Source organism: Methylobacterium sp. CM6244, from assembly GCF_054817885.1.
Genome location: NZ_CM139247.1, coordinates 233,620 through 255,220, shown reverse-complemented (window position 1 = coordinate 255,220; position 21,601 = coordinate 233,620). Strand labels below are relative to the sequence as shown.

Sequence of the window (21,601 nt, the reverse complement as noted above, 5' to 3'; positions counted from 1 at the left end):
CGAAGAGTCGGCAGTTCGACACCGTCCGTGATCGTCCAGACATGAGAATAGAGATATGAAGACGCGCGCTGCGGTCGCGTGGGAGGCCAAGAAGCCCCTCACCATCGAGACCATCGACATCGAAGGCCCCAAGGCCGGCGAAGTCCTCATCGAGTTGATGGCCACCGGCATCTGCCACACCGATGCCTATACCCTGTCGGGCCTCGATTCCGAGGGCAAGTTCCCGGCGATCCTCGGCCACGAGGGCGCGGGCATCGTCCGCGAGCTCGGCGCCGGGGTCACGGACCTGAAGGTCGGCGACCACGTCATCCCGCTCTACACCCCGGAATGCCGCAGCTGTAAGTCCTGCCTGTCGCAGCGCACCAACCTCTGCACCGCGATCCGCTCCACGCAGGGCCAGGGCGTGATGCCGGACGGCACCTCGCGCTTCTCCTGCGTCTCCACCGGCGGCAGCCCGGGCGGCTCGAACACCCTGTTCCACTACATGGGCTGCTCGACTTTCTCGAACTTCACGGTCCTGCCGGCCATCGCGCTCGCCAAGATCCGCGAAGACGCTCCCTTCGACAAGATCTGCTACATCGGCTGCGGCGTCACCACCGGCATCGGTGCGGTGATCTACACCGCCAAGGTCTGGCCCGGCGCGAACGTCGTGGTGTTCGGCCTCGGCGGCATCGGCCTCAACGTTCTCCAGGCCGCCCGGATGGTCGGTGCCGACAAGATCATCGGCGTCGACATCAACCCGGACAAGCAGGAGATGGCCCGCAAGTTCGGCATGACCCACTTCATCAACCCGAAGGAGGTCGGCAACGATCACGTGGTCGCGGCGATCCTCGACGTCACCGGCGGCGGCGCGGACTTCTCGTTCGACTGCACCGGCAACGTCCACGTCATGCGCCAGGCGCTGGAATGCTGCCATCGCGGCTGGGGCGAATCGATCGTCATCGGCGTGGCCGAGGCCGGCAAGGAGATCTCCACCCGTCCGTTCCAGCTCGTCACCGGCCGCGTCTGGAAGGGCTCGGCCTTCGGCGGCGCCCGCGGCCGCACCGACGTGCCGAAGATTGTCGACTGGTACATGGAGGGCAAGATCAACATCGACGACCTGATCACCCACACCATGCCGCTCGAAGACATCAACCACGGTTTCGACCTGATGCACGAGGGCAAGTCGATCCGCTCGGTGGTGGTTTACTGATCCCATCTAGACGAAACGCCTCGACCCTCCCCCCTCTGCGGGGGAGGGTGCCTGCGGAGCAGGCGGGAGAGGGGCCCCCTCTCCGGATACGGCGCTCCCCTCTCCCGACCCTCGCTGACGCGAGGCCCACCCTCCCCCGCAGAGGGGGGAGGGAAGAGCCCGCACCGACCATCGCCCATCAGGAGATCACCGCATGGAAACCATCTCGAAGGCCCGCGCCCATGGCGGCACGCAGGGCGTCTACAAGCACGATGCCAAGACCACCGGCTGCCCCATGACCTTCGCGGTGTTCGTGCCGCCGCAGGCCGAGAATGGCCCGGTGCCGGTGCTCTGGTACCTGTCCGGCCTCACCTGCACCCATGCCAACGTCATGGACAAGGGCGAGTATCGCCGCGCCGCCGCCGAGCATGGCGTGATCATCGTGGCGCCGGATACCAGCCCGCGCGGCGCGGATATTCCCGACGAGGCCGGCAACTGGCAGTTCGGCTCGGGCGCCGGCTTCTATGTCGACGCGACCGAGGCGCCCTACGCCACCAATTACCGGATGTGGAGCTACGTCACCGAGGAGCTCCCCGCCCTCATCGCCGAGAACTTCCCGGCGGACATGTCCCGCCAGGGCATCTTCGGCCACTCCATGGGCGGCCACGGCGCGCTGACTATCGCGCTCACCTATCCCGACCGTTTCAAGTCCTGCTCGGCCTTCGCACCCATCGCCCAGCCCTCCACGGCCGGATGGTCGAAGCCCGCCTTCGAGAAGTATCTCGGGACCAACGAGGCGGCCTGGCGCGCGCATGACGCCACCGCGCTGATCGAGGACGGCAAGCGCTTTTCGGAGTTCCTCGTGGATCAGGGCACGGCCGACAGCTTCCTCGATGACGGCCTGCGGCCCTGGCTGCTCGAAGAGGCTTGCAAGACAGCCGGCATCCCGCTGACCCTCAACATGCGTGAGGGCTACGATCACTCCTACTTCTTCATCTCCACCTTCATGGACGATCATATCGCCTGGGCCGCCGACCGCCTGAAGTAAGGCCCCAGCCACTCACCCCATCCCCGGCCAACCGCGCCCGGGGATGGGTCCATCCGCCGTCGTCCGAGACGGGCCGCACTCCGCCACGCAAAGCGTCGCGTCGAGAACGGGCCCCGGCCCTCATCCGGTTCCACCGCTTCGATCCGCTGGCTCACGCCCCGATCCCGTAGCATTCCTGCCTGTGACATCTCCGGCAGGCTGAGTGCGCACAAGCATTACAACCTGCGCGGCCTGTGTCGAAGCAGCAACGGCGAACGACGAAGAGTGTTCGGTATCTTGCCACCGACCGAGGCGAAAGCTACGGCGGAAGGGCGAATACATGTTGTATTACAGTAGTTTATCATAATTCTAAAGAGCACTGCAGGCCACGTCTCGCCACTTGCGCGAGCCCGTTCTGCTGCCCGTCATCCGGAGCCAGGCCGTCCATGCCGTCGTCCCCATTCGCCCGTTCCGCCGTCCTCGCGGCCGGGGTGTCGATCACGGTGCTCGCCCTGACGGGAGCCGGTTCGGCACAGGAACGGGCCGTAACCCTCGACACGTTGAGCGTCGAAGGGTCGGGCGCGGGGAACGGCACGGGAGGGGGGAATGGCCGCGGCGCACCCGAGACCGCCCGTGGCCCGGTGGATGGCTACGTCGCCACTCGCAGCGCCACGGCGACCAAGACCGACACGCCGATCATCCGCACGCCGCAATCGATCAGCGTCGTCAGCGCCGATCAGATCAAGGCGCAGGGCTCCCAGACCCTGTCCGAGGCCGTGCGCTACACGCCGGGCATCTACGCCAACCAGTTCGGCCCGGACACGCGCCTCGACTGGTTTCTGATCCGCGGCTTCTCGGCCACGGAATCCGGCCTGTTCCGGGATGGGCTCCAGCTGTTCCAGACCGGCTTCGCCAATTTCCGCATCGACCCGTTCGGCGCCGAACGCATCGAGCTGCTGCGCGGCCCCGCCGCCACCCTTTTCGGCGGCAGCCCCGTGGGCGGTCTCATCAACATCGTCTCGAAGCGGCCGACCTTCACGCCCCTGCGCTATCTCGAGCTCGGCGGCGGCTCGTTCAGCCAGCGCTACGCCGCCTTCGATCTCGGGGGGCCGGTGGACGAGTCCGGCCACTGGTTCTACCGCCTGACCGGCCGTTTCCAGAACGGCGACGCCCAGGTGAATTTCGCGCCGGAGGACCGCTACTACATCGCGCCGAGCTTCACCTATAAGCCCGACGGCGCCACCACCTTCACGGTGCTGACGAGCTTCCAGCGCGACGAGACCGGCGGTGCCGGCCAGTTCCTTCCATATTTCGGGACCGTGCGCACCAACGCTTCCGGTCTCAGGATCGACCGCAAGCTCAACGCCAGCGATCCGCTGGTGGACCGCTACGCCCGTAACCAGGCCAATCTCGGCTACGATTTCGAGCACCATGTCGACGACGTCTGGACCGTGCGCCAGAACTTCCGGTTCTCGTTCACGGAAGTCTCGGATTCCCGCTACGTCGCCAACGGCTACAACAATGCCGCTCAGACGGAGTTGGCCCGCTACGGCTTCCTGACGACGCCCCGCGCCGGCATCTTTACCGTCGACAATCAGGCCGAGGCCCGGTTCAACGACGGGACGTTCGGGCATACCGTGCTGATGGGCGTCGATTACAAGCGCTACAGCTTGTCGGACAACCAGGCTTCGACCTTCCCGGCCCCGCCCCTGAACATCCTCGCTCCGCGATACTTCCAGGCCGCCGCCGCGCCCGCCCCCTATCGCGTGCTGAACCAGCAGCTCCAGCAGGTCGGCCTCTACGCGCAGGATCAGATCGCGCTCACCGAACGCCTGACCTTCCTCATCGGCGGTCGCCAGGACTTCGTCGACAACAACATCGACAGCAAGATCCCGGCCGGGACATCGACCCAGATCAGCGAGAGCGCCTTCACCGGCCGGCTCGGCCTCATCTACAATCTCGACAACGGGCTGGCGCCCTACATCACCTACGGGACATCGTTCAACCCGACGGCGGGCGCCGACGTGAACAACCGTCCGTTCAAGTCGGAGACCGGCGAACAGGTGGAAATCGGAACCAAGTTCCAGCCCGTCGGCTGGAACACGCTCTTCACCTTCGCGGCCTTCGATCTCGTCCGCAACAACACGCTGACGCCGAACCCGGACAACATCTTCACCAACCTGCAGATCGGTTCGGTGCGCTCGCGCGGCTTCGAACTCTCGGCCACGGCGACCCTCGCCGAAGGCCTGAACCTCACGGCCGCCTATACGCTCTACGGTCTGCGCACCATCGAGGGAACGGTCCTCGACCTCGGCAAGGTCCCGGTGGGCATTCCGCAGACCCTCGCCTCGCTCTGGGCCGATTACACGATCCCGGTCGGCACTTTCAAAGGCTTCGGTTTCGGTGGCGGCGTGAACTATGTCGGCCAGTCCTACGCGGACGTCGCCAACACCCTCGTCGTGCCCGAATACGTCACCTTCGACGCGGCGGTGCATTACGATTACGCCGGATGGCGCGCCGCCGTGAACATGATCAATGTCGGCGACAAGCGCTTCGTCTCGTCCTGCTCGTCCGCGACAGCCTGTTTCTACGGCACGCAGCGCAAGATCGTGGCGAGCGTCTCGTACAAGTGGTGAGCCCGCCCCTCCTGCGATGAGGGACGTTTCGATCCCGATGAGCCTGGCTCATCGGGATTTTTCGTTCGCCAATCAGGACTTGGTCGGCGCCCAGATGCCGAGCGTCGAGGCATCGACGGCGCGCGGCAGCAGGCCCTCGGCGCGGAACGCATCCGCGATGGTCTGTTGCTCGGCGAGACCGTCCCGGGTCACCGGCTCCACCGCGTAGGTGCGGCGGGCATTGGCCTTCGCGACGATGGCGGGATCGAGCTTCCACAGCGCGCCGAGGCGGTTCGCGGATTCGTCGGGGTTGGCCTTCACCCAGGTTCCGGTGTCGCGCAGCTTGGCGAAGACGATGTCGAGGATGTCGCCGTGCTTGGCCGCGTACTCGTCCGAGGCGAGGTAGTAGCGCTTGTAGAGCGACAGGCCGGTTCCGTCCTTCAGGACGCGGGCGCCCGTCTGCAGCTCCGCCGCCGAGAGGAACGGGTCCCAGGCGACCCAGGCCTCGACCCCGCCGCTGGCCAGCGCCGTGCGCCCGTCGGCCGGGGTGAGGTAGGCGGGCGTGATCGCCTTGAACGGAAGGCCTTCGGCCTTCAGGGCGGCGAGCAGGAGGTAATGCGCGCCGGCGCCCTTCGTCACCGCGACCTTGCGGCCCTTCAGGTCCGCCACCGTCTTGATGGGTGAATCGGCCCCCACCAGGATGGCCTGCGCGGCGGGGGAGGCGGCCTCCTGCGCCACATAGGTGATCCGCGCATTGGCGGCCTGGGCGAAGATCGGGACCGTGTCGGCCACATCGGCCGACAGGTCGATCTGGCCTGCGTTGAGCGCTTCCATCACCGGCAGGCCGCTGGTGAATTCGTGCCAGGTGAGCCCGACCTTGAGGGGCTCCAGCGCCTTCTCGAGGCTGCCATCCTGCTTCAGCAGGGCGATCAGGGTCGAGGATTTCTGGTAGCCGATGCGCAGCGTCCTCGGCTCGGCGGCGAGCACGCGTCCCGGAGCGAGGGCGAGAAGACTCAGCGCGGCGGCGGCCCGCAGCGCGTGGCGACGATGGATCATGGGACGGCGTCTCTCGGTATGGCGCGGAATCAGGGATGCTTGTGGATCGGGTCGACCCAGTGGACCGTCTCGGGACGCTCTACGGGTTCCACATCGGTGATGTTGACCACCACCGCCTCGTTGTCGGAGCGCACCAGGACGCAGTTCAGCGGCTGGTCCGGATCGGCGTTGATCTCCTGGTGCGGCACGTAGGGCGGCACGAAGATGAAGTCGCCGGGTCCGGCCTCGGCCACGAATTCCAGCTTGTCGCCCCAGCGCATGCGGGCGCGGCCGGAGACCACGTAGATGACGCTCTCCAGCGCGCCGTGATGGTGCACGCCGGTCTTGGCGTCGGGGGCGATCGCCACCGTGCCGGCCCAGATCTTCTGCGCGCCGACGCGGGCATGGTTGATCGCCGCCTGCCGGAACATGCCCGGTGTCTGGGCGGTGTTCGAATCGAGCTTGTCGCCCGGGATCACCCGCACGCCGTCATGCTTCCAGCGTTCGGCGGCGGGCGCCGCCTCGTGGTCATGCGCGTGGTCGTGGTCGGAATGGGCATGATCGTGGCTGTGGTCGGAAGGGTCGTGCATGGGTCCGGTCCTCGGCGGCGGTCTGTTCAACGTACCGCGATCGCGGCCGGTTCGAAGCTCCGATCGAGGATGATGTCGGCGCGCGGCGCCCGCGCGGCGGGGATCAGCCCGGAACGGACGTAGAGGTCGATGTTGCGCTGCTCGTCGGCGATCACCGCGTCGTCGATGGGCACCGCCCGATATTCCGCCCGCGAGAACCAGCGCAGGGGCACCGCCTCCGGCAGGCCGATGAGCTTCGACCAGACCGCTGCGTAGGGCGCGGGATCCTTGAGCGCCCATTCGCGCGCGCTCACGAGGCGCCGACCGAAATCGGCGAGCTGCGCGCGCTTGGTCTTCAGGGCGGCGTCGCTCGCTACCGCGAAGCTCAGGCCCGGCGTGATGCCGTTGCCGTCGCGCACGACTCGGGCGAGGCCGGCGAGTTCGGCCGTGGAGGTGTAGGGCTCCCAGGTCGCCCAGGCATCGACGCTGCCGCCCGCGAGCGCGATCTTGGCATCCGCCGGGGGCAGGAAGCGCAGGGTCACGGCATTGGCCGGCAGGCCCGCCTCTTCCAGCGCGGCCAGCACCACCTGATGGCCGATGGAGCCGCGATTGGTGGCGATGCTCTTGCCCTTCAGGTCGGCCACCGTCTTGAACGGCGAATCCTTGGCGACGAGGATCGCCAGGCCGTCCTGCTTGTTGCGGAAGGCGACGAAGGCCTTCACCGGCACCCCGGCGGCGGCCGCGAAGGTGAAGGGGGCGTCGCCGACGCCGCCGGCATCGATCGCCCCGGCATTGAGGGCTTCGAGAAGAGGGGCTGCGGCGGGAAACTCGCTCCATTCGAGCCGGTAGGGCAGGTCGGCGAGGACGCCGGCCGCCTCCATCAGGGCGCGGGCATTGCCGCGCTGGTCGCCGACGCGAAGCACCGTCTCGTCGGCGCGGGCGATGCCGGCGAACGCCAGCACGGCGAGGAGAGTGATAAGGGCGCGCATCAGGCTGCCTCCGCCCGTGTCCCACGCCGGGCGAGGAGCCGCTTGAAGGTGGGGATCAGGTCACGGCCATACGCGATGGCGTCTTCCAGCGGGTCGAACCCGCGGATCAGGAAGGTCCGCACCCCGAGGTCGTGGTAATCGAGAAGGGCGTCGGCCACCTGCTCCGGCGTGCCGACGAGGGCAGTGGAATTGCCCGAGGCGCCCGTCTCCCTGGCGATGGCGGTGTAGAGCCGCTTGTCGAGGCGCGAGCCCTGGGACGCCGCCGCGAGCAGGCGGCGCGAGCCCTCGTTCTCCGGCACCGGCGCCGGCCCGAGACCCCTGGCGGCGCGGGTGGCGCGGGTGCGGGCCAGGATGTCCTCGGCCCTGGCCCAGGCTTCCTCCTCCGTCGCAGCCAGGATCGGCCGGAACGACAGGCTGAACCGGGGATCGCGGCCATGGGGGGCAGCTGCCGCTCGCACCCTGGAGATGGCCTCCCGGACCTGATCGAGGCTCTCGCCCCACAGGGCGTAGGTGTCGGCGTGACGCCCGGCGACAGTGATGGCGGCCGGGGAGGCCCCGCCGAAGAAGACCGGGATGCCGCGCGGGTCCACCGGCTTCACCTCGGAGAAGCCCCGGTCGATCCGGTAATGCGCGCCGGCGAAATCGAACGGCGCTTCGGCGGTCCAGACCTGCCGGGCGATGGTGAGGAATTCGTCGGTGCGGGCGTAGCGCTCGTCCTTGGTCAGGTGGTCGCCGTCCTGCGCCAGCTCCCTGTCGTCGCCGCCGCTGATGGCGTGGATGGCGACGCGCCCGCCGGTCAGCTGGTCGAGGGTCGCGAATTGGCGCGCGGCCACCGTCGGCGCGGTGAATCCGGTGCGATGGGCGATCATCAGGCCGATCCGGTCGGTCACCGCCGCGATCTGGGCGGAGAGCAGCAGCGCGTCGGGCTGGGTCGCGTAGAAGGCCACCAGGATGCGGTCGAACCCGCCCCATTCATGCGCCTGGGCGAGCAGCCGGAGATAGTCCCGGTCGATGGCGGGGCCCGAGGCCGCATGGGTCTCGGAGGTGTAGCGCGGGGCGGCGAAGCCGATGAATTCGACGGCATCCGGCGACGGAAAGCTCATCGCGATCTCCTTGAGTCCGTAACTGGGAAGGGGTCAGAGGCCGAGGGCGGCGCGCCCGGCGGCGATGCGGACCGCATCGGTCTGCGGCCAGTGGATGCGCCCGCACAGGACGTCGCGCAGGTGTCGTTCCAGCGGGTTCGCCCGCGACAGGCCGGGATTGCCGGCGAGTTCGACGGCGCGCTGCACCAGCTGGATCGCGTTCTCGGTGACGGTGGTCTTGAGGAAGCCGGATTCGGCGACCGAGGGGCAGGCGCCTCCGTCGACATCCGCGGCGAAGCTCCGGATCAGGCGGGCATTCACGGCGAGCAGTCGCTCGTTCTCGCCGATGGCCTCCTGGAAGCGCGGCAAGGTCGCGAGGCTCTGGCCGAGGCTTCCGGGTTTGCGGTCTTTCGCGAAGGCAATGAACCAGGCCTGGGCCGAGCGCGCGACGCCGTCATAGAGGGCGGAGAGCATCGCCGTGCTCCAGGCCTGCTGCTGGAGATCCGGCTTGCGCCAGCCCTCGGGCGGGCGAAGGTCCACCGCATGCTCGGCGGGCACCGCCACATCCTCGAAGATCACGTCGTGGCTGCCGCTGGCGCGCAGGCCGAGATGGTCCCAGGTCTCCTCGATCCGCACGCCATCGGAGGCCATCGGCACCAGGATGTTGCCGATGCGCGGCTCCGCCTCATCGGTGCGGACAAAGACGAGGCCATGGGTGAGGGCCGGGCTGCCGGTGGAATAGATCTTCCGGCCGCTGATGCGCCATCCGGTGGAGGTCGCCCGAGCCACCGTCTCCGGCATGCCGCCCCTCGAGGGGGTTCCGAGTTCGGGCTCGACCCGCAGGGCGTTGATGAGCGCGCCGTCCTCCACCGCCGCGCGGCCGAGCCCATCGGCGATCGCCTGGGGCCAGCTTTCCTCCGGCGAGGCCGCGCGCGCATGGATCAGCCCATGCTGGAGAAAGTGCATGGTGAGGACCAAGGCGGTGGAGGGCTCGCCTCGCGCCAGGGTGCCGATCACCATCGCTGCCTGCCCGAGACCGGCGCCGGCGCCGCCCAGCCTGCGCGGCACGGTCAGCCCCGGCAGGCCGGCATTCCGGCAATCGGCGATGTTGTCATGCGCGAATCGACCGGCGCGGTCGTGACCGTCGGCCCGTTCGGCGAAAAGCCGGGCGAGCCCATCGGCGGTGTCGCGCAGAGGCGGGGAGAGGATCATTCGGAAAAGACAGGATTCTTCGGACGCGTCGGATCGCCGGGCTCACGGAACACGCCGCGAAAGCCCCTCACCAAGTGCCGCAATGGTCCTGCCGAAACCCCGTCCTGTCAACGGGAACGTTCTTTTTTAAGAACAAAGGATCGGAGAAGGCTCTTACCGTTCATCCGTCCCGATAGCGAAAGTCCTTTCCCGTTGGCTCAAAGCAGAGGGGGAATGCGAATCTCACCCCCGGTCGGCCTTCATCCGTCCGGCGCTCGTCCGGGTCGGTTCGTTCGACAAAACAAACGTTTCTGCGGCTCGGCGCGGCGGCTCGATCTCATCGCGATCGTCGAGGTCGGGACTGGCGGCGGAGGCGAACTTGGCGAATTCCCAGCCGTCGATCCAATCCAGTCGGTCGGCGGAATCCTCGCCGCCCGGGGCGTGATCGATGGTCTGGCCCTGCCCGTAGGCTTCGAAACCCATCCAGTAGAAATCCGGCGTCTCGGCGGTCGTCACGGCATTCTCCCTCTCCGGGACGGTCATGCCATGGGACGGGCCGCGCCACATCCTCCGGATGGGGTAGCGCGGTGATTGGTATCGGTCGGGCGTCTTGAGATTCAGACGACGACGCCCTCGCGGGTCAACAGGGCGCGCTTGCGCACCACGCCCCAGCGGTAGCCGGACAGCGACCCGTCCGAACGGACCACCCGATGACAGGGAATCGCCACGGCGATGGAATTCGCACCGCAGGCCAGAGCCACCGCACGGCTCGCCGCCGGAGCGCCGATGGCGCGGGCGATGTCCGCATAGGTCGCGGTGGTGCCGATGGGGATCTTGCGCAAGGCGTCCCAGACCCGCTGCTGGAAAGCGGTGCCGCCGATATCGAGCGGCAGGCCGAGACCGCGCGCGGGCGTGGCGACGAACCCCACCGCCTGGGCCATCCAGGCCTCGAAAGCCGCGTCGCCCCCCAGCAGGTCGGCCTTCGGAAACCGGTCCTGGAGGTCGCGGGACAGTTGGTCGGGATCGTCTCCGAGCAGGATGGCGCAGATCCCCTTGACTGTCGCCGCCACCAGGATAGCGCCGAGGGCGCATTGGCCGATCCCGAACCGGATCGCGACGCCTTCGCCGCCCCGGCGGTAGGTCTCGGGCGCCATGCCGAGGCGGTTCGTCGCCTCCGCGTAGAAGCGGCTGGGTGAGGCGTATCCGGCCTCATAGATCGCCTGCGTGACCGACGCCGCCTTGCTCAAGCCCGAGGCGAGAGCCTCCGCGCGTCGCGCCGCCGCGTAGGATTTCGGCGTCACGCCGGTGACTGTCTTGAACACACGGTGGAAATGGAACGCGCTGAGACCGGCCGCCTCCGCCAGCGCCCCGAGGTCAGGCAAGGTTTCGGCTTCGTCGATGAGGCGGCAGGCGCGGGCGACGGCCTCCGCCCGGCGCGCGGCGAGGCTGGGCGCGTTGGGGAGGCAGCGCTTGCAGGCGCGAAAGCCGGCTTCTTCCGCCTCGGCGCAGGTGGCGTGAAAGCTCACATTTTCGGGTCGCGGCGCGCGCGCGGCGCAACTCGGCCGGCAATAGATCCCAGTGGTACGCACCGCATAGACGAAGCTGCCATCGGCGGCCTCGTCGCGGGAGGCGAGGGCGGCCCATCGCGCAGCGTCGCCGCCTTCGAGGCGGCATCCTGCAGGATCGGCGATGGATGGGACGTCCTGACGGGCCATCGGTTCGGGGGCGGGCACGGCGTCGATCTCCTGATCGGGCGACGACGGCGCGGGCCGCCGCTTCAGGCCATCATACTGACCCCGAGGCTCGCCGGCCGCATCCCGGTTCTTGCTCCCGCTTTCGTCTCCTTGGTTCAGGCCGTCCTCGGCGCGCCGACGGGGGCGGCTTTCGCACGCTTGCGCGTCTGGAAATGCGCGACCTTGTGGGCGACCAGCGCGAACAGCCCCGCGAGGGCCACCATGGCGGCATCGAACCAGAGGAGGCCCGGATCGTGCCGCAGCAGGGCGCTCGGCGACGGCGCGGCGGCTGCCAGGAGGTCCGCCAGCGCCACGGCGAGGAACAGGATCGCGGTGACGACGGCCATCTCCCGCCAAGCGGCGCGATGAGGCCGGAACAGCGGAACCACGCTCATCACGATCCAGGCGCCGAAAAAGGCCCGGACCTCCCAGTCGAGGCGGCCCTCGAGGCCGGGAGGGAGCACGCGGTTGGCGAGGAAATACACCGCGATCCCCGCCGGCAGGCCGATGACGGTGCCGATATTGAGGGCCTGCACCACGCGAAGGCCGAGGGACGGGGCCTCGCCGGGTTTCGGCAGCCGGGCGACGGACCACAGGATCAGCCCGCTCGCCACCATGACGCATCCCATCAGGCCGCAGAGGAAGAACAGGATGCGCAGGGCCGGCCCGGCGAAATGAGCCTCGTGCAGGCCGACCATGGTGGTGAAGGTCTTGGCCGCCGGTTTCAGCCCGCCCTGCAGGATCTCGACGATCTCGCCGGTGGTGCCGTCGAAGGCGATCTGCGGATGCTGGTGGGCGAGTCCGTGCGGCTCCTCGAAGATCGCGATCACCGTGGATCGGGCATCGCCCGGATTGACGATGGACAGGCGCTCCAGCGGCTCGTGGATCGTCGCCACCGCGCGGGCGACCATCGGCCCGATCGGGGCCAGGGTTCCGGGCTGGCCGAGGGGCGGGCGCTGGGCCGTGATCTGGGCGGTCTCGGCGTAGAAGCGCGTCGCATCGCCGTTATACGCGGCAGTGACGCCCCAGGGCATGTAGATCATCGCCAGGGTGACGATGCCCGTATAGGTGATCATCAGGTGGTAGGGCAGCGCCAGCACGCCCGTGACGTTGTGCGCGTCGAGCCAGCCGCGCTGGGCCGACTTGTCCCGGCGCAAGGTGAAGAAATCGGCGAAGATCCGGCGATGGGTGATGATGCCGCTGATGAGCGCCACCAGCATCACCATCGCGCAGATGCCGACGATCCAGCGCCCCCAGAGCGGCGGCATGTGCAGCTCGAAATGGAAACGGTAGAGGAAGTCGCCGCCCCTGGTCTTCCTGAAGGTCGCCGGCTCTCCCGTCTGCCCGTCGAGCTGGACGATATTTGGGGGCGTGCCCGGCTTCGTCCGCCAGAACAGGTCGATGATCGGCCGGTCCGGCTGCGGCAGGCCGATGGACCAGGACCGCGCGCCCACGGCATGGGCCTGGAGATGGGCGAGCCCGATCTCCGCCGCGCGGGCGAGGTCGGGGACCGGCTCGGCCCGCGCCGCCTGCCTCAGCTCCGGCTGCATCCAGGCCGTGATGTCGGTGCGATAATAGCTCGCCGTTCCGGTGACGAAGACGGCGAACAGCACCCAGCCGACCACGAGGCCGGACCAGGTGTGCAACCAGGCCATGGATTGGCGAAGGCCGTTCTTCATGCCGCATATCCTTCTGGCATGTCGTTCTCAAGCGGTCTCGGTCGAGGCACCGACGGGCGCGCGGCCATTCTCTACCAGGGATACCGGAGCGTCGCGAGCACGGTGCGCGGTGCGCCGTACCAGCACCAGGCCTGGAAGGCGCAGGATTGCACGTAGGTCTCGTCGAGGAGGTTCTGGGCGTTGACCTGCAACTGCATGCCCTTCAGGCTCGGCGACAGGTAGCTGAAGTCGTAGGACGCGACGGCATCCACGACGAGGTTCGCCGGCACCTTGAAGCTGTTGGCGGCGTCGCCCTGCGAGCCGCCGAGATAGCGGAACCCGCCGCCGAAGCCGAGGCCGGCGAACATGCCCGTGCGGACCTGATAGTTGCCGAAGAGCGAGATCGTGGTGTCCGGCACCTGGATCGGACGCAGGCCGACGAGGCCCACGGTCTGGCGGGTCGTCTCGTTCAGCGTCGTGCCGGTGCCGGCGGAGTTGATGGCGTCGATGAGGGAGAAGCCGCCGACGACGGTGAGGTTCTCGGTGACGTTGGCCCGCGCTTCGAACTCGACGCCCTGAACGCTGACTTCGCCGTTCTGGATGGAGAAGCGCGGACCGTTGGCGATATCGGGAGACAGCGAGTTCTGGCGCTTGATGTCGAAGGCCGCCGCCGTCAGCAGGATATCCGTGCCGGGAGGCTGGTACTTTACGCCGGCCTCGAACTGCCGGCTGGTGATGGGATCGGGCAGGCGGCCGAAGCTCGGGTCGCCGGTGAAGATCTGCCCGGAAAATTGCGGCTCGAACGCTTCCGAATAGCTGACATAGGGAGCGATGCCGCTGTCGAAGAGATAGAGCAGGCTCGCCCGGCCCGTGAAGGCTTCGCTCGGCGCGTCCTGATCGCTGACGAGCTGGCCCGCCATGTCCCGGGTCGGGCCGCTCTGTCTCACCCAATCGTAGCGTCCGCCGAGGGTCAGGGTCAGGCGGTCGACCTTGACCTGATCCTGGAAGTAGATCCCGGTCTGGTGGGAGGTGATGTCGGAATAACCCGAGAAGGCCGGGAAAGAGATATTGGTCAGTCCGTAGACCGGGTTGAGCACGTCGAGGCTCTGGGGGACTGTCGGGAACGGTGTGCTGAACGTCTTCGTATAAAGCGTCTGGTGGTCGAGCCCGACGAGGACAGTATGGGCGAGCGGGCCGGTCTGGAAATCGGCCACGATGTTGTTGTCGTTGGTAAAGGCGTCGATGGCCACGTTGGTGCCGCCGATGGCCCGATTGAGGAATCGGCCACCCCAGGCGAGGTTGTTCGAGGTGGCGTCGTAGAGGCTGCGGTAATCGCCGAGGGTGCGCAGGAAGCGCCCCGACGAGTGGACGCGGATGCCCTCGTCGAAACGATGATCGAAGATGTAGGTCGCGGAAGCCTGTGTCCGGTCGGAGCGCTCGATATTCGGGTCGCCGTCATAGAAGTTGCGCGGCAGACGGCCGAGCGGTCCGTTGGCGACTCCGAAATTCGAGGGGAACAGCGTGCCCTTGGCGGGCAGGGCGCCGTAATAGCCGGAATAAGGGTCGCGCTGGTACAGGCCGATGACCGTCAGCGAGGTGTCGGCAGACGGGCGCCACGTCACGCTGGGGTTGATGAAGCTGCGCTCGATCGAGGTGGTCTTGGCCGGGCCGTCGGCGTTCCAGCCCGCCGCGATGATGCGGTAGGCGAACTGGTCGGCCAGCACGCCGTGGCCCTCGATCGGGCCGCCGACATCCACGCCGCCGCGCACGGTGTTGTAATCCCCGCCCTGGATGAAGATTTCGCCGTGGCGGACGAAGGACGGAACTTTGCTGACGAGGTTGACGATGCCGCCCGGGCCCGATTGCCCGTAGAGGACCGAGGCCGGTCCCTTGATGATGTCGACGCGCTCCAGCCGGAACGGATCGACGGACGGGCCAGCGTCACGGCTGCTTGGCAGGCGCATGCCGTCGAGGAAGAGGGGGGCCTGGAAGCCGCGGATCAGGAACTGTTCGAGGCGCGTCGAGCCGGAGCCGCCGCGCTGCTCGGTGGTGACGCTCGGCGTGTAGCGCAGGGCCTGGTTGACGGTGAGAGCGTTCTGATCCTCGATCTGCTTTCGAGAGATGACAGAAATCGACTGGGCCGTTTCAAGAATAGGCGTATCCGTCTTGGTGCCGACGACGCTACGCGTGGCAGTATAGCCGCGCACTGGACCGACGGGACCGCCGGCATCCGCGCCGGATGCGCTCGGACGTCCCGCGACACCATCGACCGACAAGGTATCGAGGGTCACCGCGTGGTCCGCGCCCTGCGCCATGACTGGTTTCGACAGTACAGCCAGTACCGCCACGCTCGATAGCAGGGCAAGGATGATTGGCGCGCGAACGGACGACATCGCAGAATGGCCGCGATAATTGAGCGAGGGCTGATGCACAGCGAAACCCGATTTGCCAGGATTTGATGAATTAGAAGCGTTGCAAAGAAAGACTGCTCTCTAATTCGTGTTGTGAAATCATCTGGCAAAGAAGCTATTCTGCACGCAAGTGCTATCTTCTAGAACTGTTTTAGATAAAAACTCCGATTTTATAATAGGTTACTCCTTCGCGGACGGCGTCGGCAGACGATTTTACCCTTCGCGATGGCGCTTGGCGTGAATCTCGCCCGCCCGCGCGGCGCAGTCCCGCAATGGAAGCATGGCCGTTCTGCCCTCCATTCTGGTGTGGATTGCGAGCGTGGCGAGGCGATCGACCCGCCCCGTGGTGGCCCCACCCGCACACAGACTAGCCATCGCGCCCTGCGCACGAACGAGCAGGAATTTTAATCCGTGGTATATTGTATGCCTTGAATTTTGATGCATGATGGAGTGGGGATTCAACGACACACCCAAACAAGAATGGATTCAGGGATGGAACGACAGGACGCACCATCCGCCAAATGGCGGCAACTCGCCTTCGGCGTTCTCTGCATGGCGATGATCGCCAACCTGCAATATGGCTGGACGCTCTTCGTCGATCCCATCGACGCCAAGTTCCACTGGGGCCGCGCGGCGATCCAGTTCGCCTTCACGATCTTCGTCGCCACGGAGACTTGGCTGGTGCCGGTGGAAGCCTGGTTCGTCGATCGCTACGGCCCGCGCATCGTCGTCTGTTTCGGCGGCGTGATGATCGCGCTCGCCTGGCTCATCAACTCCCAGGCCTCGTCCCTGTGGATGCTGTACGGCGCGGCGGTGATCGGCGGCATCGGGGCCGGGTCGGTCTACGGCACCTGCGTCGGCAACGCCCTGAAATGGTTTCCACATCGGCGCGGCCTCGCGGCTGGTGCCACGGCAGCCGGTTTCGGCGCGGGCGCCGCGGTGACGGTGGTGCCGATCGCCAAGATGATCGCCAGCAGCGGCTACCAGGACGCCTTCCTGTATTTCGGCCTCGGCCAGGGCGCCATCGTGGTCCTGCTGTCGTTCCTGTTGCGCAAGCCGTCCGTCGCCGTGCCGATCCAGCGCAAGAGCCTGCGCCTGCCCCAGACCAAGGTCGACCGCACGCCGCGCGAGGTGGTGCGCACCCCGGTCTTCTGGGTCATGTACGCCATCTTCGTGATGGTGGCCTCGGGCGGTCTGATGGCAGCGGCGCAGATCGCGCCCATCGCCCATGACTTCCGGGTCGCCGACGTGCCCGTCAGCCTGTTCGGCCTGCAGATGGCGGCGCTGACCTTCGCCATCTCCCTGGATCGGATCTTCGACGGGTTCGGGCGTCCGTTCTTCGGTTTCGTCTCCGACACGATCGGGCGCGAGAACACGATGTTCATCGCTTTCGCGACGGCGGCGGCCGCGATCGTCCTGCTTCTCGGCTATGGCACCAACCCGCTGGTCTTCGTCTTCTCGACGGCGATCTATTTCGGTGTCTTTGGCGAGATCTACTCGCTGTTCCCGGCCACCTGCGGCGACACGTTCGGCTCCACCTTCGCCACCACCAATGCCGGGCTGCTCTACACCGCCAAGGGGACGGCCTCGTTCCTCGTGCCGGTGGCGAGCGTCATCTCGGCAACCTACGGCTGGTCGGCGGTGTTCTCGATCATCATCGGGCTGAACGTGGCGGCAGCGGCGATGGCGATGTTCGTGCTCCGGCCGATGCGGGCGCGCTACCTCGCGCAAGGCCCGGCGCTGGCTTCGGACACGATCGAAGAAACCGGCCCCGCCCGCCTCGCGCGGACACCGGTCTGATCCGTCCGGATCGCGTCACCGGTCCGGCCTCAGAAGACCCGGCCTCCTCGGGGAGGGGCCGGGAATACCCCCGCCCCCTCGAGGATCGTCATGCACCTTCCCGCCATCCTGGCGCTCCAGACCGTTCCCTTCGCTGGCCTGATACTGGCCGGCAAAGAGGACAGGGACCTGTTCACGGTCGTCTATATCGCGGCCCTCGGGCTCATCCTGGCCCTCGACTTCCTGCTCGGCGGCACGTTCGAGATCGCCACGGCCTTCGGAGGCGGGGTCCGCTAGGGACACCCGCGCCCGGCCTCTCTCCGGAACGCCGCTCTTGGGGGGATGGGCGACGGTCCGCGTCCGATTCCCGTCGGGTCAGGCGGCGCGGATGGTCGAGAGGAAGCGAGAGACCTCCGCGCCGAGATGCTCGGACTGGCGCGACAGTTCGGAGGCGGCGGACAGGACCTGTCCGGCTGCCATCCCGGTCTCCTCCGAGGCCTGCGCCACACCGGCGATATTGCCGGTCACCTCGTTGGTGCCTGCCGATGCCTGGGCGACGTTGCGGACGATCTCCTGCGTCGCCGCGCCCTGCTGCTCCACCGCAGCGGCGATCGAGGCCGCCATGTCGTCGATCTCTCGGATCCGCCCGGTGATGCCGCCGATCGCCATCACGGCCTGAGCGGTGACGGCCTGCACCTCGCCGATCTGGCGGCCAATCTCCTCGGTCGCCTTGGCGGTCTGGGCGGCGAGGGCCTTCACCTCGCTCGCCACCACCGCGAAGCCCCGCCCCGCCACGCCGGCGCGCGCCGCCTCGATCGTGGCATTGAGCGCCAGCAGGTTGGTTTGGCTGGCGATGGTCGAGATCATGCCCACCATGTCGCCGATCCGGGCTGACGTGGTTTGCAGGGCCTGGACCAGATGCACGGTCTGGTCGGCCTCGCCCACGGCCGATTGAGCGAGCATGGCCGAGCCGGACACCTGGCGACCGATCTCCTGCACCGACGAGCCCAATTCCTCGGCGGCTGCCGCGACCGTGTTGACGTTGGTGGCAGCCTCCTCGGCGGCGGCCGCGACGGTGGAGGACTGAGCCGCCGTCTCGTGGGCGCTGGCGGTCATCTGCTGGGCAGTGGCCTGGAGTTCGGTGGCCGATGAGGACACGGTCCCGACGATACCGCCGACGGCACGCTCGAACCCGTCCGCCAGCTCGATCATCGTGCGCTTGCGCTCGGCTGCCGCAGCCTCGTCGGCCCGACGCTTGATCTCGAATTCCTCGGCGGCCTTGCGGGCGACCATGGCCTTGATGCCCTCGACGGCCTTGCCGACGGCGCCGATCTCGTCACCGCGGGCGGCTTCCTTGATCTCCGCATCGATCTCACCCCGGGCCATGCGCTGGAGAACGCCGACGAGGTTGCCGAGCGGGCGGGTGACCTGCGCGATGATCGTGTAGACGCCGTAGGCAACGGTGAGCGCGGCGAGACCGAGCGCGGCCAGCAGGGTGAGCCGCGTCCAACCGGACGTCGCCTCGGAGCGCCGGTATTCCGCCTCCGCTTCACGCACCTGCAGCGTGGCCAGTTTCGTCAGCATCGGGTTGGTGGCCTGCAAGCCTTTCAGCAAGTCCGCATGCGTCGTCTCGAATTCCGAACCGTCCCCGGCAGCGATGCGCTTGAGGATCTCGGCCATGACGCCGCCGTTCCCGTCGATCCGCCCCTGCAGGTCCTTGGCGACGGTGTCCTCTTCCGGTGTCAGGTAGGTCGCCAGATAGGCCGACCATTGCGTGGTGATGTTCGAAAGGTCGCGCTCGATCCTCTCCCTGGCCTGGGCCGGCTCGATCTGCCGGCCGCGCAACGCGCGCGAGACGTTGGTCAGATCGTCATAGGAATCCCGGATGACGATGAATTGCCGGAGGGGGATGACACGATCATCGAAGGTGGTTTTGAGGCTTTGGCTACTCCAATGCAGTGCAAGGTTAGCAATGCCTGAGGTTGCGAGGAGAAGCAGGCCGATACAAGCCAGAAGTGCTACAAGCCTCAGCTTGATCGTCGTCTTCATCAGTAATGCTTTCAAACTATGCAGATGAGGTGTCGCGGATCCATAAATCGGTCCACGTCCCATCATTCAAGACGCTTAATCTTTATGCAAAGTGCTTATAATCTTCTAAGAACTACCGTTCAGGCGACGAACAATTAGACTTCTGCGTCAATTTGGCGTCACGGAAAAACAGCGTCGGCACAGCCTGACGCCGTCTCCTTTCGAGCATGCGACAGCGGGGATCGAAGAGGACCGTCACGATACCGATCGAGGACCTGAACGACGCCTTTCGGGCGCTGCTCAAGCCGCGGTGGTCGACGGGTTCGGCGCGACATCGGCCCCGCTCGCGGGCGCTCGGCAACGGGCGAGCCCCAGGCGGCGCACCGGTCTCGCTCAGATGGGCTGGTAGGTATGCTCGTCCGCCGGGAAACGGCCGGCGCGGACTTCTTCCGCATAGGCTTCCACCGCGCCCTCGATCTGCCCGCGCAACGAGCCGAAGCGCTTCACGAATTTCGGCACCCGGTCGCTCAAGCCGAGCATGTCTTCGAGGACGAGGATCTGGCCGTCGCAGGCGGTGGAGGCGCCGATGCCGATGGTCACCGTGGTGATGGAGGGGTTCGTGGCGATGGCGCGGGCCACCGGCTCGACGATGCCTTCGAGCACGATGGCGAAGGCTCCCGCATCGCTGATCGCCTGGGCGTCCTGCATCAGCTTGCGCTCGCCCTCCGCGCCGCGTCCCTGCACGCGGAACCCGCCCATCGTGTTCACGGATTGCGGGGTGAGGCCGATATGGCCCATCACCGGAATGCCCCGCTCCACGAGAAAAGCGACGGTCTCGGCGAAGCGCGCGCCGCCCTCCATCTTGATCGCGCCGGCGCCGGTCTCCTTCAGCACGCGAGCGGCGCTCATGAAGGCCTGCTGAGGGCTCGCCTCGTAGGAGCCGAACGGCATGTCCACGACGATGAGGGCCCTGGAGGTGCCGCGGATCACGGCCTGCGCCTGGACGATCATCATCTCCAGGGTCACCGGCAGGGTCGTCTCCATCCCGTGCATGACCATGCCGAGGGAATCGCCCACCAGGATGAAGTCGCAATGAGGATCGAGGATGCTGGCGGTATGGGCGTGGTAGGCCGTCAGCGCGATGATCTTGGCGCCTTCGGCCTTGCGCTTGGCGAGGTCCACGGCACGGATGCGGCGTGACTGAACGACTTGCGACATCGATCTCAACCCGGTTTCGCCGGCGGCGCGAAGGCCGGAGGCATGTCGGGGATGTCTATACGCTCGGCATGCTGAAATCACCCGTCGTGATGACGGTCTTCGACGCTTGTAGGGTAAAGAACTGGAGCGGCTGACCGATATCCTGCTGACGATCTGGCGATGGCGTCGCCTGTCGTCGCAACCCTTGCCGGGCGTTTCCTCCCTAGACGTCGGGCCGTCTCCGGTGCCTTTATTCTGCCACAACCGGAGCCTTGTCAACGGGCTACTTCGTTTCATAAGCCCCTGACGTTGCTGATTTCGTCGGCTTTCTTCGCCGCTCAGCCCAGTGTCGCTTGGTATACCTTAAAAACGGGTGGTCAGAGCTGTCAGCCAGTCCGGCGAGGCCGAGACGAGAGCCGTCTCGAGACGCTTGTCGAGCCCGGTCAGAATCGCTGATCCGGTGAGGACGAGAACGATTCCGAGCGCCGCTTTGAGGCCCGCGCCGGCCCGCATCATCCGCGACCGCCACGCCATCAGCACCCGGCGCGACAGCAGGCCGAGGCCGAGCAGGGGCAGGGCGGCGCCGAGGCCGAAGACCAGCATGGTGAGGGCAACCTGCGCCAGATCCTTCCCCTGCGCGGCGAGGAGAGACGCGGCGCCCAGGGTCGGCCCCACGCAGGGGCTCCACACCGCGCCGAGCAGAAGACCGACGGTGAACTGGCCCGCGAGGCCGGTGGTCGCGATCCCGCCGAAGCGTCGCTCCACTCGGTCGCTGAGAGGCCCGCCCGCGGCGGCGAGGCGGACCTGCAAGGCGGGCACGATGAGGACGATTCCGACGAGAACGAGCAGGAGCGCCGCCACCGGGCGGAGCACGTCGCCGTCGATACCGAGGCTGAACCCAACGGTCGCCACGAACAGGCCGAGCGCCACGAAGGACAGGGCGAGCCCGGCCGCCAGGGCCGCCGGCCCCAAACGATGCTCGGAGGCCGCAGTCCCCAAAACGATGGGAAGTAGCGGCAGCACGCAGGGAGAGAGAACCGTGAGCAGGCCGGCGAGGAAGGCGAGGCCCAGGGACGTATTCATGTAAGGGACGTATTCATGGAAGGGACGTATGCA

Annotated in this window: 17 protein-coding genes; 5 read left to right on the top strand and 12 right to left on the bottom strand. The window is 67.2% G+C overall.

The window, feature by feature from the left end; genetic code table 11:
* Positions 1-55: 55 nt before the first annotated feature.
* The 3 genes from ACYQML_RS01205 to ACYQML_RS01195 all read left to right on the top strand — a co-directional run bounded on the left by ACYQML_RS01205 (position 56) and on the right by ACYQML_RS01195 (position 4,834).
* Positions 56-1,192, top strand: a complete 1,137-nt coding sequence (locus tag ACYQML_RS01205; protein ID WP_056454333.1) for an S-(hydroxymethyl)glutathione dehydrogenase/class III alcohol dehydrogenase — start codon at positions 56-58, stop codon at positions 1,190-1,192.
* Positions 1,193-1,385: 193 nt separating this feature from the next.
* Positions 1,386-2,219 carry an S-formylglutathione hydrolase gene (gene fghA / locus ACYQML_RS01200; protein WP_461234440.1) on the top strand — a complete coding sequence of 278 codons (834 nt, stop codon included), beginning with the start codon at positions 1,386-1,388 and terminating at the stop codon, positions 2,217-2,219.
* A 425-nt stretch (positions 2,220-2,644) separates the two neighbouring features.
* Positions 2,645-4,834: a TonB-dependent siderophore receptor gene (locus ACYQML_RS01195; RefSeq protein ID WP_461234439.1), complete on the top strand. Its 2,190-nt coding sequence runs from the start codon at positions 2,645-2,647 to the stop codon at positions 4,832-4,834.
* A 72-nt stretch (positions 4,835-4,906) separates the two neighbouring features.
* Here the strand turns inward: ACYQML_RS01195 and ACYQML_RS01190 are convergent, their stop codons facing one another.
* The 9 genes from ACYQML_RS01190 to ACYQML_RS01150 all read right to left on the bottom strand — a co-directional run bounded on the left by ACYQML_RS01190 (position 4,907) and on the right by ACYQML_RS01150 (position 15,463).
* Positions 4,907-5,869: an aliphatic sulfonate ABC transporter substrate-binding protein gene (locus tag ACYQML_RS01190; protein ID WP_056454323.1), complete on the bottom strand. Its 963-nt coding sequence runs from the start codon at positions 5,867-5,869 to the stop codon at positions 4,907-4,909.
* 29 nt (positions 5,870-5,898) lie between these two features.
* Positions 5,899-6,438 (bottom strand): cupin domain-containing protein, encoded by a 540-nt coding sequence (locus ACYQML_RS01185; protein ID WP_056434591.1) that lies wholly within the window; start codon positions 6,436-6,438, stop codon positions 5,899-5,901.
* Positions 6,439-6,464: 26 nt separating this feature from the next.
* Positions 6,465-7,406 carry an ABC transporter substrate-binding protein gene (locus tag ACYQML_RS01180; RefSeq protein WP_156467945.1) on the bottom strand — a complete coding sequence of 314 codons (942 nt, stop codon included), beginning with the start codon at positions 7,404-7,406 and terminating at the stop codon, positions 6,465-6,467.
* Positions 7,406-8,509, bottom strand: a complete 1,104-nt coding sequence (locus ACYQML_RS01175; protein ID WP_056434586.1) for an LLM class flavin-dependent oxidoreductase — start codon at positions 8,507-8,509, stop codon at positions 7,406-7,408. The genes ACYQML_RS01180 and ACYQML_RS01175 overlap by 1 nt, the downstream gene beginning before the upstream one ends.
* A gap of 33 nt (positions 8,510-8,542) precedes the next feature.
* Positions 8,543-9,700, bottom strand: a complete 1,158-nt coding sequence (locus ACYQML_RS01170; RefSeq protein WP_056434583.1) for an acyl-CoA dehydrogenase family protein — start codon at positions 9,698-9,700, stop codon at positions 8,543-8,545.
* Positions 9,701-9,922: 222 nt separating this feature from the next.
* Positions 9,923-10,195: a hypothetical protein gene (locus ACYQML_RS01165; protein ID WP_461234438.1), complete on the bottom strand. Its 273-nt coding sequence runs from the start codon at positions 10,193-10,195 to the stop codon at positions 9,923-9,925.
* Between the two features lie 101 nt (positions 10,196-10,296).
* Positions 10,297-11,394: a bifunctional DNA-binding transcriptional regulator/O6-methylguanine-DNA methyltransferase Ada gene (ada, locus tag ACYQML_RS01160; RefSeq protein WP_461235634.1), complete on the bottom strand. Its 1,098-nt coding sequence runs from the start codon at positions 11,392-11,394 to the stop codon at positions 10,297-10,299.
* A 134-nt stretch (positions 11,395-11,528) separates the two neighbouring features.
* Positions 11,529-13,091, bottom strand: a complete 1,563-nt coding sequence (locus ACYQML_RS01155; protein WP_056434574.1) for a PepSY-associated TM helix domain-containing protein — start codon at positions 13,089-13,091, stop codon at positions 11,529-11,531.
* A 71-nt stretch (positions 13,092-13,162) separates the two neighbouring features.
* Complete coding sequence (locus ACYQML_RS01150) at positions 13,163-15,463, bottom strand: TonB-dependent siderophore receptor (protein WP_461234437.1); 2,301 nt, start codon at positions 15,461-15,463, stop codon at positions 13,163-13,165.
* Positions 15,464-15,973: 510 nt separating this feature from the next.
* On the opposite strand from ACYQML_RS01150, the gene oxlT reads away from it, so the two are divergent.
* Together oxlT and ACYQML_RS01140 are read left to right on the top strand one after the other, a co-directional pair.
* A complete protein-coding gene (gene oxlT / locus ACYQML_RS01145; protein WP_461234436.1) occupies positions 15,974-17,281 on the top strand; it encodes an oxalate/formate MFS antiporter in 1,308 nt (435 codons plus the stop codon).
* Between the two features lie 90 nt (positions 17,282-17,371).
* Positions 17,372-17,557, top strand: coding sequence for a hypothetical protein (locus tag ACYQML_RS01140; protein WP_461234435.1), 186 nt, complete (start codon positions 17,372-17,374; stop codon positions 17,555-17,557).
* 78 nt (positions 17,558-17,635) lie between these two features.
* Here the strand turns inward: ACYQML_RS01140 and ACYQML_RS01135 are convergent, their stop codons facing one another.
* The 3 genes from ACYQML_RS01135 to ACYQML_RS01125 all read right to left on the bottom strand — a co-directional run bounded on the left by ACYQML_RS01135 (position 17,636) and on the right by ACYQML_RS01125 (position 21,568).
* The gene (locus tag ACYQML_RS01135) at positions 17,636-19,309 is read right to left on the bottom strand and encodes a methyl-accepting chemotaxis protein (RefSeq protein WP_461234434.1); all 1,674 of its coding nucleotides are present in this window, start codon (positions 19,307-19,309) and stop codon (positions 17,636-17,638) included.
* A gap of 372 nt (positions 19,310-19,681) precedes the next feature.
* Entirely contained in the window at positions 19,682-20,506 is an 825-nt protein-coding gene (panB, locus tag ACYQML_RS01130; RefSeq protein WP_207413419.1) for a 3-methyl-2-oxobutanoate hydroxymethyltransferase, read from the bottom strand.
* 342 nt (positions 20,507-20,848) lie between these two features.
* Entirely contained in the window at positions 20,849-21,568 is a 720-nt protein-coding gene (locus tag ACYQML_RS01125; RefSeq protein WP_461234433.1) for a cytochrome c biogenesis CcdA family protein, read from the bottom strand.
* Positions 21,569-21,601 lie beyond the last annotated feature (33 nt).